The sequence below is a fragment of the Planotetraspora phitsanulokensis genome (assembly GCF_016863295.1).
In the GTDB taxonomy this organism is placed as follows: Bacteria; Actinomycetota; Actinomycetes; order Streptosporangiales; family Streptosporangiaceae; genus Planotetraspora; species Planotetraspora phitsanulokensis.
The window spans coordinates 23826-37488 of record NZ_BOOP01000038.1; the positions used below are offsets into that span (position 1 = coordinate 23826).

General features: G+C 70.8%; 10 protein-coding genes. 6 read left to right on the top strand and 4 right to left on the bottom strand.

Annotation, left to right across the window (positions count from 1 at the left end):
• Positions 1–147: 147 nt before the first annotated feature.
• Positions 148–1059, bottom strand: coding sequence for a cupin domain-containing protein (locus Pph01_RS34795; protein WP_204077463.1), 912 nt, complete (start codon positions 1057–1059; stop codon positions 148–150).
• 70 nt (positions 1060–1129) lie between these two features.
• On the opposite strand from Pph01_RS34795, the gene Pph01_RS34800 reads away from it, so the two are divergent.
• Positions 1130–2533, top strand: coding sequence for an FAD-dependent oxidoreductase (locus tag Pph01_RS34800; RefSeq protein ID WP_204077464.1), 1404 nt, complete (start codon positions 1130–1132; stop codon positions 2531–2533).
• 51 nt (positions 2534–2584) lie between these two features.
• Here Pph01_RS34800 and Pph01_RS34805 read toward each other — a convergent pair whose 3' ends face one another.
• Positions 2585–3763, bottom strand: a complete 1179-nt coding sequence (locus tag Pph01_RS34805) for a hypothetical protein (RefSeq protein WP_204077465.1) — start codon at positions 3761–3763, stop codon at positions 2585–2587.
• 235 nt (positions 3764–3998) lie between these two features.
• On the opposite strand from Pph01_RS34805, the gene Pph01_RS34810 reads away from it, so the two are divergent.
• The 5 genes from Pph01_RS34810 (at position 3999) to Pph01_RS34830 (ending at position 7547) form a co-directional block, all read left to right on the top strand.
• A complete protein-coding gene (locus Pph01_RS34810; RefSeq protein WP_204077466.1) occupies positions 3999–4517 on the top strand; it encodes a MarR family winged helix-turn-helix transcriptional regulator in 519 nt (172 codons plus the stop codon).
• Positions 4510–5166, top strand: coding sequence for an NADPH-dependent F420 reductase (locus Pph01_RS34815; protein ID WP_204077467.1), 657 nt, complete (start codon positions 4510–4512; stop codon positions 5164–5166). The genes Pph01_RS34810 and Pph01_RS34815 overlap by 8 nt, the downstream gene beginning before the upstream one ends.
• 48 nt (positions 5167–5214) lie before the next feature.
• A complete protein-coding gene (locus tag Pph01_RS34820) occupies positions 5215–6297 on the top strand; it encodes an LLM class flavin-dependent oxidoreductase (protein WP_204077468.1) in 1083 nt (360 codons plus the stop codon).
• A gap of 99 nt (positions 6298–6396) precedes the next feature.
• Complete coding sequence (locus tag Pph01_RS34825) at positions 6397–6810, top strand: hypothetical protein (protein ID WP_204077469.1); 414 nt, start codon at positions 6397–6399, stop codon at positions 6808–6810.
• 353 nt (positions 6811–7163) lie between these two features.
• Positions 7164–7547 (top strand): alpha/beta fold hydrolase, encoded by a 384-nt coding sequence (locus Pph01_RS34830; protein ID WP_204077470.1) that lies wholly within the window; start codon positions 7164–7166, stop codon positions 7545–7547.
• 283 nt (positions 7548–7830) lie between these two features.
• Here the strand turns inward: Pph01_RS34830 and Pph01_RS34835 are convergent, their stop codons facing one another.
• A complete protein-coding gene (locus Pph01_RS34835) occupies positions 7831–10392 on the bottom strand; it encodes a right-handed parallel beta-helix repeat-containing protein (RefSeq protein WP_204077471.1) in 2562 nt (853 codons plus the stop codon).
• 17 nt (positions 10393–10409) lie between these two features.
• Positions 10410–13663, bottom strand: a 3254-nt coding sequence (locus tag Pph01_RS34840; RefSeq protein ID WP_204077472.1) for a hypothetical protein, incomplete at its 5' end; no start/stop codon positions are given.

A 13663-nucleotide genomic window follows, 5' to 3' on the forward strand; every position in this document is an offset into this window, starting at 1 on the left:
TCCGTCGATGAATGACGGTGCAGGTCGAAATCAATTACGGGGGCACGGGAACACGTAATTGTCCCCGAAGGGATTTCACCGCGAATCCACCACCCGCTCGTGATCTCCGATGGGCCGGAGCGCTCGGACACCGGGCGCTCCGTCCTGTCAGGAGCGGGTCGTGGTCCGCCGGAATCGGGCCGGGGTGGTCCCCGTCGCCTCGCGGAACGCGCGGCCGAAGGCCGATTCCGACCGGTAGCCGACCTCGGCCGCAACGGCGCCGACCGGCCGGTCGCCGGCGGTGAGCAGCTCGGCGGCGGTAATCATCCGGACGCGGGTGAGGAAGTCTCCGACGGTCATGCCCGTCGCGCGGGTGAACCGGCGGATGAAGGTCGCGCGCGACATCGCGGCGAGTCCGGCGAATTCGGGGATGGTCCAGTCGCGCCCGGGATCGCCGAGCACGGCGTCGACGACCGCGCGCAGGCGCTCGTCGTCGACGGCCGTCCAGAGGGCGTCGCCGGCGAGGCGGCGGTTCGACGTGCTGCGCAGCACCATCGCGAGCAGCGCGTCGCACAGGGAGATCACGATCGCCGTCGTGCCCGGGCCGTCGTTCTGCGCCTCGCTGCGCATCAGCGCGCTCAGCATCCGCACGGGTTCGCCGGCCTCCGCGCCGAACGACACGTGCAGGGGGTCGGGCAGACTCTGGAAGAGCAGTTCGCCGGCGCCCGGCCCGAACGCGAAGTGGCCGCAGAACAGGTCGATCTCGCTCGCGGCCCCCTGGCTGCGCGCTGTCGGGAACGCGCCGCCCGCCTCTTCGACCAGCGCCCTCCGGGGTCCCCGGCCGCGGGTGTGGACGCGGTGCGCGCGTCCCCGTGGAAGCAGCACGACGTCCCCGGGCACGAGGTCGAGGCTCCGGTCGGCGAGCTCGAGGGTGCACTCGCCCTCCAGGAGCAGATGGAAGGGCGCCTCGCCTGCCGGGCGCGTCCCGTTGTCGATCGTCGTGTCACCCGCGAGCAGGCAGCGTTTGTCGACGGCGCCGCGCAGACGGGCCAGACGGATCAGATGGCTTACCGGGTCCATGATACTTTCGCGATAGAAATCGAGATTTCAGCGCCTTGTCGTCTCTCTCGTTCGGTTGGATTCTAGACGCATGAACGAGTTGAGCAACGGTTTGAACGTCGACGTCCTGGTCATCGGATTCGGCAAGGGCGGCAAGACGCTCGCCGCGACGCTCGGCCGCCTCGGCAGGCGTGTGGTGATGGTCGAGCAGTCCGACCGCATGTACGGAGGCACCTGCATCAACATCGGGTGTGTGCCGACCAAGGCGCTGGTCCGTCACGCCGAGTCGCGGCGGCGGGACGACTCCTCACAGGAGTGGTACCGGCAGGCCGTCGGCTCGGTGGAACGGCTGACGACGCTGCTTCGCGGCAAGAACTTCCTGATGCTGGACACGATCGACGCCGTGACGGTCGTCACCGGCCGGGCACGGTTCGTCGACCCCAAGACCGTCGAGGTCAGCGCGGGCGCCGACCGGCTCACGATCACCGCGGAGACCATCGTCGTCAACACGGGCTCCGAACCGGTGATCCCCGACATTCCCGGCCTGGCCGCCAGCAGGTACGCCACGACGAGCACCGATCTGATCAGCACGACGGAGCTGCCCCGGCGGCTCGCCGTCCTCGGCGGCGGCTACCTCGGCATCGAGTTCGCCGCGATGTACCGCCGGTTCGGCGCCGAGGTCACCGTCCTGGAGGTCTCCCCGCGGATCCTGCGCCGCGAGGACGACGACGTGGCCGCGGCGGCCGTCGGCATCCTCGAGGGCGAAGGGATCACGCTGGTCACAGGAGCCCGGGTCACCGAGGTCAGGGACGGGGACGACGGCGCGACCATCGCCTACGAGAAGGACGGGGCGCGGCACACGCTTGAGGCGGACACGATCCTCGTCGCCGCCGGCCGCTCGCCGGCCACCCGCGGGCTCGGGCTCGAGGCCGCCGGCATCCGCACCACCGAGCGCGGGGCGATCGAGGTCGACGAACATCTGCGCACCAGCCAGCCACACGTCTTCGCCGTCGGCGACGTGAACGGAGGGCCGCAGTTCACCTACATCTCACTCGACGACAGCCGCATAGTCGCCGACCAGCTGATCGGCACAGGCGCACGATCGACGGCGGACCGCCGGGCGGTCCCTCACACCTTGTTCATGACGCCGCCGCTGTCCACGGTCGGCCTCACGGAGAGGCAGGCGCGTCACCAAGGGCACCAGGTGAAGATCGCCACGAAGCCGATCGTGGAGATCGCCGCGATGCCCCGCGCCCGGATCGTCGAGGAGACCCGTGGACTGATGAAGTTCGTCATCGACGCCGGCACCGACCGGATTCTGGGCGCCGCCCTGCTCAGCGTCGACTCGCAGGAGCTCGTCAACACGGTCGCCCTCGCCATACGCCACGGGGTCACGGCGGGCGAACTCCGCGACGCCATCTACACCCACCCCAGCTCGACCGAGGGGTTCAACGAGGTCCTCGCCACCGCCTCGGCCCCTGACGTGCTCCTGTGAGGTCCGGAGCGTCACTCGTCGTGCGGCGCCTTCGCAGATGGTGAGCCGCCTTCACGCGGCCCCGGCCATTCGCAGTGGGATGTCGGTGCTGGGCGGGGCGCCGAAGCGGCTCGCGAGGTCGGCGGGCAACTGGCGGGCGAGCCCGGCCAGGTGGGCGGCGACCTGCGCGACCTCGTCGGCGGTGTGCGGCTTGGCGCGCGACCGGACCAGGAGCAGATCGCGGCCCTCGATCCGCCAGCCGACCAGCCCGAACGCCACCGTGGCCGAGCGGACCTGCGGCGTCAGCAGCGCCTGCCCGAACGCGGCGTCGGCGGTCTCGGCGCGCAGGTCGTCAGGCGTCGCGGACGGGACGCCGCTCGCGAACGCGGAGAACAGACCGTCGATCCCGCTCCCCCGCGCCGACAGCACCTGGACGCGTGGGTAGGCGACCGGCAGGTGGACGGCCCAGTACGTCCGGCGTGTCTCCGGCCCGCCCGGCTCGCTGTCGAACGCGGTGAACGGCAGTCCCTCCACCTCACCTCCGAGGATCCCGAACGGGCCTATCGTGAAGGCCTTCTTGCCGAACAGGTCCCGCCAGCGCAGCGTGAGGTCACCGCCACTGTTCTTGTAGAGCCAGCCGCGTCCCGCGGCGAACTCCCTGCGGTCGGCGACGCTGCGCAGTTGCCGCCGCGAACCGATCCTGACGTAGACCATCAGCGCGACGAGCAGGGCTCCGCCGAACATCAGCCAGCCGTACAGCGCAGAGGTCAACTGGCCGACCGCGATCGACCCGATCACGAGCATCACCAGCGTGTAGCCGAGGGCCAAGTCGCTCACCGGGCCCAGGCGGCGCTCCTTGTCGAGGAGTCCGTAGGCCACCAGCGCCGCTACCGGGACGCCGACGAACATCAGCCAGCCGTACAGCGGAGAGGTCAGCTGGCCGAGCGCGATCGATCCGATGATCAGTGCGAACACCAACTGAGGGACGAACCCGTACTGCACCGGCTGGTCGAAGTAGGTGTGCTCGTCGTGCCACCTACGCCCGGAAGGCGTCCGCTTGGAGTTGAGCGCCAGTCCGAGCAGCCAGTGCAGCGGCGCCAGGAGCACCATCAGGCCCGCCCCGGTCAGAAACGCGACCTGGATGTCGTCGCCTCCCGTGAGGGCCCACCCGGCGCCCACGCCGCCGAAGAACAAGGCGATCAAGAGCAGCGGCGACAGGCATCCGAACCCCGTCCACCTCATGAAGATCACGGCTCAGCCCTCCGGGGGGAGATCGTTCCGGCCAGCGATCATACTGATGGACGATCCCGTGACTCACGCCTTTCCGGCAAACCATCACACTCGTGGAGATCGTCGACCTTCGGCCCGTGGAACCATGCGACGACCGACGATCATCGCGTGCTCTCCATCGCCGCCCCTTCCGAATTTGATTGACGCGTCAACCATATGCTAATGATTGACGCGTCAACGAAATGAGGTGCGGACCATGAGAGACGGCGACCGCGTCACCCGTGCGGCGGCGCGGCGGCGGATGTCGGTGGGAGAGCTCGCGATCTGGCGATCACTGGTCGACACGACCGCCGAGCTGCGCAGAATCCTGGGCGCGCAGTTGCTGCGGGATTCCGGCCTCTCTCCGGCCGACTACGCCGTGCTGCTGGCGTTGAGCGAGGCGCACGGCAGCCGACTGCGGTCGTCGGAGCTCGCGGCGGTCATCGACTGGGAGCGAAGCCGGCTGTCCCATCACCTCGGGCGGATGGAGAGGCGCGGCCTGATCCGCCGTGATGACTGCTCCACCGACAGCCGTGGTGCCGAGGTGTCGCTCACGGAGGACGGAGCCGGGATGTTCCGCGGTGCGACCGCACCTCACGCGCTGGCCATCAAGCGGAACTTCGCCGACGCCCTGACGCCGGAGCAGTTCGAGGCGCTCGCCGACATCCTGCGGACCCTGCAGAACCACCTTCGCCCGGAACAGACCGCCACCAGCCGAGAGGATCTCCATGTCTGACAGTGCCGTTCCGTCACCGCGCATCGCCGTGCTCGGCGCCGGGCACGTCGGCCCGGTGATCGCACGGGTCGCGGTCGAGGCCGGGTACCACGTGACGATCTCGGCCTCCGGCGACCCCGAGAAGATCGCGCTCATCAGCCGGATCCTCGTGCCGGGAGCCGAACCCCGCTGGGCGGCCGAGGCGGTCGCCGACGCCGACATCGTGGTGCTGGCGATCCCGCTGCACAAGTTCGCGACCTTCGACCCGGCGCTGGTGGCCGGAAAGCTGGTCGTCGACACGATGAACTACTGGCCGCCCACCGACGGCGTTCAGGCGATGTTCGAAGACCGCCGGTACGGCAGCAGCGAGATCGTTCAGCACCGGCTCGCCCAGTCGACGATCGTCAAGACCTTCAACCACACCGGCTACCACGAGGTCGAAGAGGAACGACGGCCCGCGGGTGCGCCGGACCGCCGCGCGCTCGGCGTGGCCGGCGACGACGCGGGCGCCGTGGACCTCGTGGCGGAGGTCGTCGAGCGCATCGGCTACGACGCCGTCCGGCTGCGCGGCCTGAGCAACGGCCGGCTGTTCGAACCCGGCGGCCCCGTCTTCGGCGCGTCGCTGCGCCGCGACGCGTTCGAGCGGGCCGTCTCCGTCGAAGCCGCCTGACGGATTACCCCTTCCCTTTTTCCTCACCATCAGACGAAGAGACTCGACGTGACCACGACACCGTCATCCGACGTACAGACCACCGCGGGCGAACCCGCGATGTTCCCCCTCGTCCTCGGGCTGGACACCTTCGGCGACCTGACCCACGACAAAGACGACCACCCGCTCTCACACGCCCAGACGATCAGGAACGTCGTCGAAGAGGGCGTCCTCGCCGACCAGGTCGGCGTGGACTTCTTCGGAATCGGCGAGCACCACACCGACGACTTCCCGATGCCCGCGGGCGACGTGGTCCTCGGCGCGATCGCCGCGCGCACGACCCGGATCCGCCTTGGATCGGCGGTCACGGTGCTGAGCTCGGACGATCCCGTCCGGGTGTTCCAGCGCTACTCGACGCTTAACGCCATCTCCGGCGGCAGGGCGGAGGTCGTCCTCGGACGGGGCTCCAGCATCGACTCGTTCCCGCTCTTCGGTTACGACCTGTCCGACTACGAGAGCCTCTTCGAGGAGAAGGCCGAGCTGTTCGCCGAGCTGCTCAAGGGCGGACCGGTCACCTGGCAGGGCACGATGCGCGCCCCGCTCCGCGACCAGGACGTCGTGCCGCACACCGAGTCAGGGCCGTTCCCCGCGTGGATCGGCGTCGGCGGCAGCCCCCAGTCGGTCGTCCGCGCCGCGCGTCACGGATTTTCACTGATGCTCGCGATCATCGGCGGATCCCCGGCGCGTTTCGCGCCGTTCTCCCAGCTCTTCCAGCAGGCGCTGGAGAAGTTCGGACGCGCCCCGCTGCCCGTCGGCGTGCACTCCCCCGGGCACGTCGCCGCGACGGACGAGCAGGCCCGTGACGAGTTCTGGCCGCGCTACCTGGAGGTCATCCGCAACGTCAGCAAGACCCGCGGGTTCGCCGTCCCGAGCAAGCAGTCGTTCCTCCGCGAGATCGGGCCCCACGGGGCGCTCTACGTCGGGTCGCCGGAGACGGTCGCACAGAAGATCGCGGCCAACCTCACCGCGCTCGGCGCGAACCGCTTCGACCTCAAGTACGCCATGGGCGGCCTCCCGCATGAGGCGCTGATGACCAACATCGAGCTCTACGGCACGCAGGTCATCCCGCGTGTCCGCGAACTCCTGGCGTGAGGCGCCCCGCGACGACGGGGCGTCCCGGCGAGCCCGGACTCTGATCGAGGCGGCGGCCCCGTCTTGACGGGGCGCGTGACTGACGATCATCCTGGCGCCATGCATCCGCGCCAGCTCGCGATCCTCGCCTCGTCTGCGGTCCTCACAGCCTCCCTGACAGCCTGCGGCGGCCCGAACCCCGCCGACACCTGCGCCGAGGCCTACACCATCCTGAAGGACGCGAAGATCGACCCCCAGGGGTGGGCGCTGAACCGCGGTGCCCCCGTCTCCGACACGGAGGGCAAGCAGAAGGTCGAAGCGCTCAATCGGGTCGCCGCGTTGGAGACCGACGACAAGGACCTCCAGACCAGCTTCGGCAATATCAAGAGCGGCGCTCAGAGTTACCAGGAGGAGCTGGACAGACTGGCGACCGAGCCGGGCCGCGAGCCGAACGTCCAGGCCATGGGGGCGGCCGTCGGGTTCTTCCTGATCTCGCTGAGCCAGCGATGCGACCAGAAGGGGTTCAAACCCTGATCGGCCGGCCATACCGTCGCTGGCCGACTCCGATCTCTGGCTCGAGCCGGATCTGCTCGACGACTTCGCCGCCGAATGCGAGATGCTGCTCGGCCATATCCCGGCGATCGCGGCTGAGACCGGTTGGCGGGACGACTACATCCGGCGCCGCCTCGGAAACATCACTGACGCCCTCGGCCGTGCCCGCAGCGTCAACGGCGGTGTCGTCATCTGGTAATGCCGGTTACCGGGTTTGCGAGAGGCGCCTGACGGCCAGAACATGCGCTCTCGTCGGCTGAATTCCGGGAAACGCGCATGAGGGGTGGGCACAAGTCCATGAAACCCTTCCTGCCGTCAGGGAAGAAATGGTGGGCATGAGCGAAGAGAAGGCGCTGAACGTCGGTCCGTCGGGCATCGAGGTGACCTACGAGCGATTCGGCGACCACGTGGCACCGCCCGTGCTGCTACTGATGGGCGGCGGCGCGCAGATGATCAACTGGCCGGAGGGGTTCTGCGCCGAACTGGCCGGCCGCGGCCTCCAGGTCATCCGCTTCGACAACCGCGACACCGGACGGTCGACGCACTTCTCCCAGGCACCGGTGCCCGACCTGCAGGCGGCGCTGGCCGGTCATCGACGGCATGGGCCGCAGCCTGCCCCGTGCCCTGTGGCCCGAGTTCGCCTCGCGGATCGCAGACCTCGTCCGGCGCGCCGAAGAGGCCTCGCCCACCCGCTGACCGCCTGCCCCCTCTCCCACTGACTCGTGCGACGAGGTCGGACCCCAGGCGACGCCGCGGGGATCTCTCCTGCCGGGACGACCGCATCCGGATCGCTCCTGACGGAGTGCCCCGCCGCCCCGGGGCGACCGCGTCCGGACGCCCCTGATGGAGTGCCCCCGCCCGGGCGACCGCGGCCGAGGGCATTGGCCCTCCCTTTTCGTTTCTCACGGAAACGCGCGCGCCTTCCGTGAGAAACGAAACCGGGGACATACCGCACGCCTCTCGGAGCAAGGGCGACCATCGCCGCGCAGGTGCCAGGACGAGTCAGGAAGCCCCGCCGAGCCGCGGCAGGTCCTCCACCTCCAGGCGCATCAGCACCTCGGGCGTGGGGTCCTCCACCTCGGCGACCCGTTGCGCCTGGCGCTCGGTCATCTCCTGGAAGGCCTGCCGCGCCCACCGCCCGTTGCCGAAGCCGGGACCGCGCGGCATCCGCTCGAACTGCAGGGCCAGCTCCGCACGGGCCGCCTCGGTCAGCTCGTAGAGGTGCTCCCGCGCCTGGTGCTCGACGATCGCGACCAGCTCGCCGGCGCCGTAGTCCTCGAAGAGCAGCGTGCGGTTGAAACGGGACGACAGGCCCGGGTTGGAGTCGATGAACCGGGCCATGTCGGCGGGGTAGCCCGCGACGATCACGACGACGTCGTCGCGGTGGTCCTCCATGAGCTTCACCAGCGTCGCGACGGCCTCCAGGCCGAAGTCGGTGCCGCCGCCCGCGGGCACCAGCGAATACGCCTCGTCGATGAACAGCACGCCGCCGAGCGCGCGGTTGAACGCGGCGGTCGTCTTGGGACCGGTGTGCCCGACGTACTCCCCCACCAGGGCGCTGCGGTCGACCTCCACGAGGTGCCCCCGGCGCAGCAGGTGCAGGGCCTTGAGGAGCCGGCCGTACAGACGGGCGACGGTGGTCTTGCCGGTCCCGGGATTGCCGGCGAAGACCAGGTGGCGGCTCAGCGGCGGCGCGGGAAGGCCCGCCTCCTCACGGCGCCGCACCGTCTGCATGAGCTTCACCAGCGACCCGACGTCCCGTTTGACGCCGTCGAGGCCCACCAGCCGTCCCAGTTCTCCGAGCAGGTCGTCGAGGTGCTCTTCCGGCCCGTCCGCCTCGTGGGGCTCCCCCGACGCCGACGGCACCGGCGGCGTGCCGGAGACGGACGGCAGGGAGGCGGCGGCCTGGGGCGGCGGCGCGCCGTCGCCGAACGAGCAGTCGTCGAACACGGGGGCGGCGCCGTCCACGACGCCGGCCATCTCCGCGCAGTCGCGGACCCGGCAACGGCGGAAGACGGGGTCGGCCTTCGCCGCCACGTGCAGCGCGGGAAAGCCGGTCCGCACCACGTCGCACGAGGTGAACGTGCCGCCGGCACCCTCGGCGAGGTAGACGCCGTTCTTCGCCGGTCGTTCGATCCGCAGCCCGGTCACGGTGGGCCTGGCGTCCGTCCAGACCACGATGCCGCAGCCGGCGCAGTCCTCCACGGACCCGCCCTCCACCGTCGTCTCGGCGCGGGCGTCGACCACGATGCCCGCCGCACCGGCGCGGGTGATGCGGTTGCCCGCCAGCGTCGCCCTGGCTCCCCCGGCGATCTCGACACCGGTGTGGCCGGTGCCGGTCACGGTGCAGTGCTCGGCGTGGGACCCGGCCGGGGACGCCACCCGGACGCCGGTGCCGCCGGCCGAGATCCGACACCCCCTCAGCGTCGCGGCGGACTGCTCGTCGACGGTCACGCCGTCCATCGTGACCCCGGCGATTCCACAGTCGGTGAGTTCCGCACGGGCCGCGCCGGTGAGATGGACGCCGTGCTCGGCGCCGTCCCTGACCCGGCAGTCGGACAACGCCGCGGTGGCCGATCCGCCGAGATGGACCGCGCTGTAGCCGGAGCGGTCGAGCCTGCAGTCCGTCATCTCGGCGCGCGCCGTGCCGGTGACCAGCAGGCCGTTGGCCGTCGCGTTCACCACCGTGCAGCCGCGGGCGACGAGCGCGCCCTCGTCCCGCACCACGAGTCCACTGGCGCCGGTCTGGGTGATCCGGCAGTTCACCAGGTCGGCCCGGGCGGACCCGGTGACGTGCACTCCCGCCTCCCCGGCCGCGTCGATCCGGGTGTCGTCCGCCGACACGCGTGAGCCGTCCTCGAGCAGCAGCCCTGAACGACCGGCGTGGTGAACGACGGAGTCGTCGAGCCGCAGGCGGGCCCGGCCGCGCAGCCGGATCCCCGAACCGGAGACGCCGTCGAGCCGCAGCCGTACGGCGTCGAGGCGGGCGGTGCCGGACAGGACGAGGCCGGTGCCGTCGACGGCGGCCACGACGGTGTCCTCGATCCGGGCCGCCGCCGCACCTGACAGGTGCACGGCCGCGAGCCGCGCGCCTTCCAGGCGGCAGTCGCGAAGCAGCACGGCGGCGGCCGGCCCCTGCTGCGCGGGATCCCTCAGGTCCTCCTCTTCCGGAGGCTCACCGGCCGAGTGCTCCTCCGCGCCCCGGACCTCGATACGCCCGCCCCGCACCAGGCAGCCGGACATCACCAGGCCGGCGGCCGGGGCCACGCTGACCACGGCGTCGCCGGGGTCGCCCTCGATCACGAGATCGTGCGCGGCGCAGTCGGGGCCCTCCACCGTCAGGGCGGGACCGGCCTCCGCGGGCGCGGCCAGCGTCACGCTCCGCGCGCCGTGCTCGGCCACCAGCCTGACCCTGCGGCCGAGTGTCACCGCCTCGGCGTACCGGCCCGGGGAGATCAGCACCGTGTCCCCCGGGGCCGCCGCCCGTACGGCGTCGCCGATCGTGCGGTGCACGCCGCGGCCTTTCGGCCCGACCGCGTGGACGCGGCCCTGTTGAGTGAGCATGAAGATTTCCTTGGACGTCACTGCTGGTTCGGCGGCGTCTGGAGCCACCACGGGTTGATGCCGTTCCTGATGGTGGACGACAGCCACGAGTTGAAGGTCTTCTCGCCGATCTTGAAGCCCAGTTGCACCCAGAACTCGCCGAAGCCCTGCCGGTGGAAGCCTCGGCCGCCCAGGCCGAAGACGGCCAGGTTCTTCACCACTCCGGCGCTCGACGCCGTGGTCAGCGCGGACAACATCGAGATGCCTCCCTCGCCCACGGCCCCGGCGCCGCTCAATATGTGGCTCTGCCCGTCGGGACCCGTGACCCCCCACACGGCGGCGTTCATGCTGCCGTTGATGAAGCCGGCGATCACGGAGGTGCCCACGCCGAAGCCGAAGTCGTAGGTGCCGCCGCGCCAACGGGTGGCCGTCTCGTTGCCGGCCCACTCGTTGGCCCAGGTCTTGTCGTGGTTGTTCGGGTGGCGCGTCCAGTGCTTGCCGCCGTCGACGTTCGACCAGACGGCCTTGGTCGTGATGCCCTGGCCCCTGATCTCGTGGGCCACGGTGCCGGCCACGCCCTTGACGCCCGCGCTCACCGCCGCGTTGGCGAACGCCTTCAGCGCGTCCTTGCCGGTGAACGGCTTGTTGTTGATCTCGGCGACGATGCCGTTGACCGCCAGGTTGGCGCCGAACTCCAGAATGAACTCCTGGCCGAACTCGAGCGCCACCTTCTTGGCGAGCACCGACAGGTAGGACTCGTACTTCGCCTCCCCCAGCACCACCCGGCCGGCGTGCTCGGCCGGCAGGCCGTGGAGGCCGTCGAGGGCCGCCGTCCTCTCGACGGACATCGTTTCGCCCCACGGCAGGCGGTTGGCCTCGCGGATGCGGCGGCCCCAGCCGCGCAGCTCCGTGACGGGCCCGCGGAAGTCGTACTCGTTGCCCGTGAGACGCAGGTGGTCCGGCCCGCCTTCGAAGACGAGACCGTTGTCGGTCCGCTGGGCGATGACCTGGCCGTCGGCGTCGTAGCGGCGCCACTGACCGCGCCAGGCGTCCTTCTCCAGGAAGACGCCCCCGCCCACGGAGGTGCGCTCGCGGACCACGGAGCCGTGGTCGAACTCCTTCCATGCCCCCGGCGTCGGGGCTTTGGCGTCGGGCCGGTACTCGCGTACCCGCAGTGGGCCCTCCTCCATGGACAGGTGGGGAGGCACCTCCCGGACGACCACGTCGTCGCTTCCGGGATTCTGGATCACGTCGCGCCAGTGCTGCCTGCCCGGGGACCAGGCGGCGTCCCACGTCTGCGCCTCGGGATTCCACCACAGGCGGCGCACCTGCTGCCCGTCGCCGTACGACACCAGGTTGCCCGACTTGTCGAACTTGTTGACGTGCCAGCTCTCCGCGCCGTTGGTCTCGACCTTCCAGGCCTGCACGTGTTTGCCGCCGTCGAGCATGTTCTGCTCTCGGATCAGGTTGCCGGTCCCGTCGAAGTCGCGGAAGGAGTCGTCCCAGGGGAGTCTGGGGTCGTCGGACCCGCGGAAGAAGAAGCGGTCTCCTTCGGCGCCGTTCGCCCGCCACCGCCACGCCGACGAGTCCGGCGTGCCCAGGCCGACGACCTGGCCGTCGACGCCGTCCCAGGTCTGGGAGACGCCGGTCACGTTGCCGTGGGCGTCGCGCTGCACCCATGACCCGTTGGTGCCGCCCTGCCACTGGCCGGTCGCGGGGTCGACCTGCCTCGCGTTCACGTATTCGCGGACCGAGCCGTCGCCGAACCCCTCACGGGCGACCTTCCAGTTCCCGTCGACGCCCTGGAAGCGGTCCTGCCATCTCAGGCCTTCGCCGCCGCGACCGGCCGTCGGCGCGTCCACCGGCACCCGGTAGCCGGTGTTCCTGCCGTCCTGCCACGGCAGGTTGGCCGTCGGAGGCAGGTCGTGAACGGCCACGTCGCCCACCTTGAGGGTGTCGCCGTTGTGGAGCTTGGTCACGGAGCGGACGAACGAGCCGTCGCCCGCGAGGTCGACGACGCCGCCGTCCATGCCGACGTAGCGCACGCCTCCCCCCGCGCCCGATCCGCCTTCCTTGGTCCACAGGTAGATCTGGAAGTTCCTGTCGCCCGCGAGGTGGCCGACGTCAGCCCCGGGCGTCGCCGCGCGGATCAGGACCTTGCGGGCCCACAGCGGCGGGCGCTGCTCGGACCAGCGGGTGGTGGTGAGCAGGCCCTGATCGGGCAACTTCTCGACCTTCCCCGCGTCCTTTCCGTGCGGCGACTGCCGCTCCCAGAGGTCGTCCTGCACTCCGCCCTTGGCGGCGTCCCACTTGTGCTCCAGGTAGTGCCCGGCGTTCTCCGGGGCGTGCATCGGGCCCCACTGCTTCTGCGCGAGAACCCGCTGCCCGTCCGCATTCGTCCAGTGGTCGCTCCAGCCGCCGTCGAAGTGCGTCGTGCGCTCGCCGGTCGCCACCTCGTTGCCGGCGGCGTCGTAGCGGTGCCATCTCCACCTGCCACCCTCGCCCTTCACCGCGAAGATGTGACCGGCTTTGCTCTCGGTCTTCCCGGCGACGTCGATCTTGAACTTCTGCAGCCCGTCGCGGTAGGCGTGGACGTCCCTGCCGCGGTGGTCGACGTCGGTCCAGGAGAAGCCGGAGGTGTCGTAGCGCCTCGTCCCGTGGTTGAGCAGACCACCCGCGTCGTCCCAATGCACCCAGGTCGTCCGGCGAGTGAAGCGCCCGAAGCCGACGGTGCCCGTACGGCGGAAGGAGTCGAGCGCGCCGCCCCCCGGCAGCGGCCGGCGGTCGAAGACCTCCACCTTGTTGTCCGTCAGCAGCCGCACCCGGCTGCCGTCGGGAGACACCTCGGCCTTCCCCGCGTTGAACACACCGGAAGCGCCGGCGTCAGCAGGCGGCCTGCCCGCGTGCGGGTTGGCGGCGCGCACCCATGTCCCGCCGCCCCCGGGCGTGTGCGTGACGACGTACTGGTAGGGGGTCGCCCGGCCGTCCCGCAGCACGTTGAATCCCTGCTGGGTGATCGCGCCGTGGCTGTCATAGACGGTGAACTCCCCGTGACGCGGCCCGGTGCCGCCGGCGAACTCGACGCGGAGCGCGCCGTCACCGAGCTCCGCGACGTCACGCTGGAGCCGGACGCCGCCGAGGTCCTCCAGCCAGCCCGTGCGGGCGGCCCCGCCGGCCACCGGTTCCCGCAGCACCACGAAGGTGCCTTCGGCGGCGTGGAACGGGGTGCCCGTCTGAACGTGGACGCCGTTCCCGTCGTAGCGGGTGAAGGAGTTGCCCGCGTTGGTGTCCG

Excerpts from the sequence above, each read along its gene's own strand:
- Pph01_RS34795 (WP_204077463.1), bottom strand. The coding sequence starts at position 1,059 with ATGGACCCGGTAAGCCATCTGATCCGTCTGGCCCGTCTGCGCGGCGCC.
- Pph01_RS34800 (WP_204077464.1), top strand. The coding sequence starts at position 1,130 with ATGAACGAGTTGAGCAACGGTTTGAACGTCGACGTCCTGGTCATCGGA.
- Pph01_RS34810 (WP_204077466.1), top strand. The coding sequence starts at position 3,999 with ATGAGAGACGGCGACCGCGTCACCCGTGCGGCGGCGCGGCGGCGGATG.
- Pph01_RS34815 (WP_204077467.1), top strand. The coding sequence starts at position 4,510 with ATGTCTGACAGTGCCGTTCCGTCACCGCGCATCGCCGTGCTCGGCGCC.
- Pph01_RS34825 (WP_204077469.1), top strand. The coding sequence starts at position 6,397 with ATGCATCCGCGCCAGCTCGCGATCCTCGCCTCGTCTGCGGTCCTCACA.
- Pph01_RS34830 (WP_204077470.1), top strand. The coding sequence starts at position 7,164 with ATGAGCGAAGAGAAGGCGCTGAACGTCGGTCCGTCGGGCATCGAGGTG.
- Pph01_RS34835 (WP_204077471.1), bottom strand. The coding sequence starts at position 10,392 with ATGCTCACTCAACAGGGCCGCGTCCACGCGGTCGGGCCGAAAGGCCGC.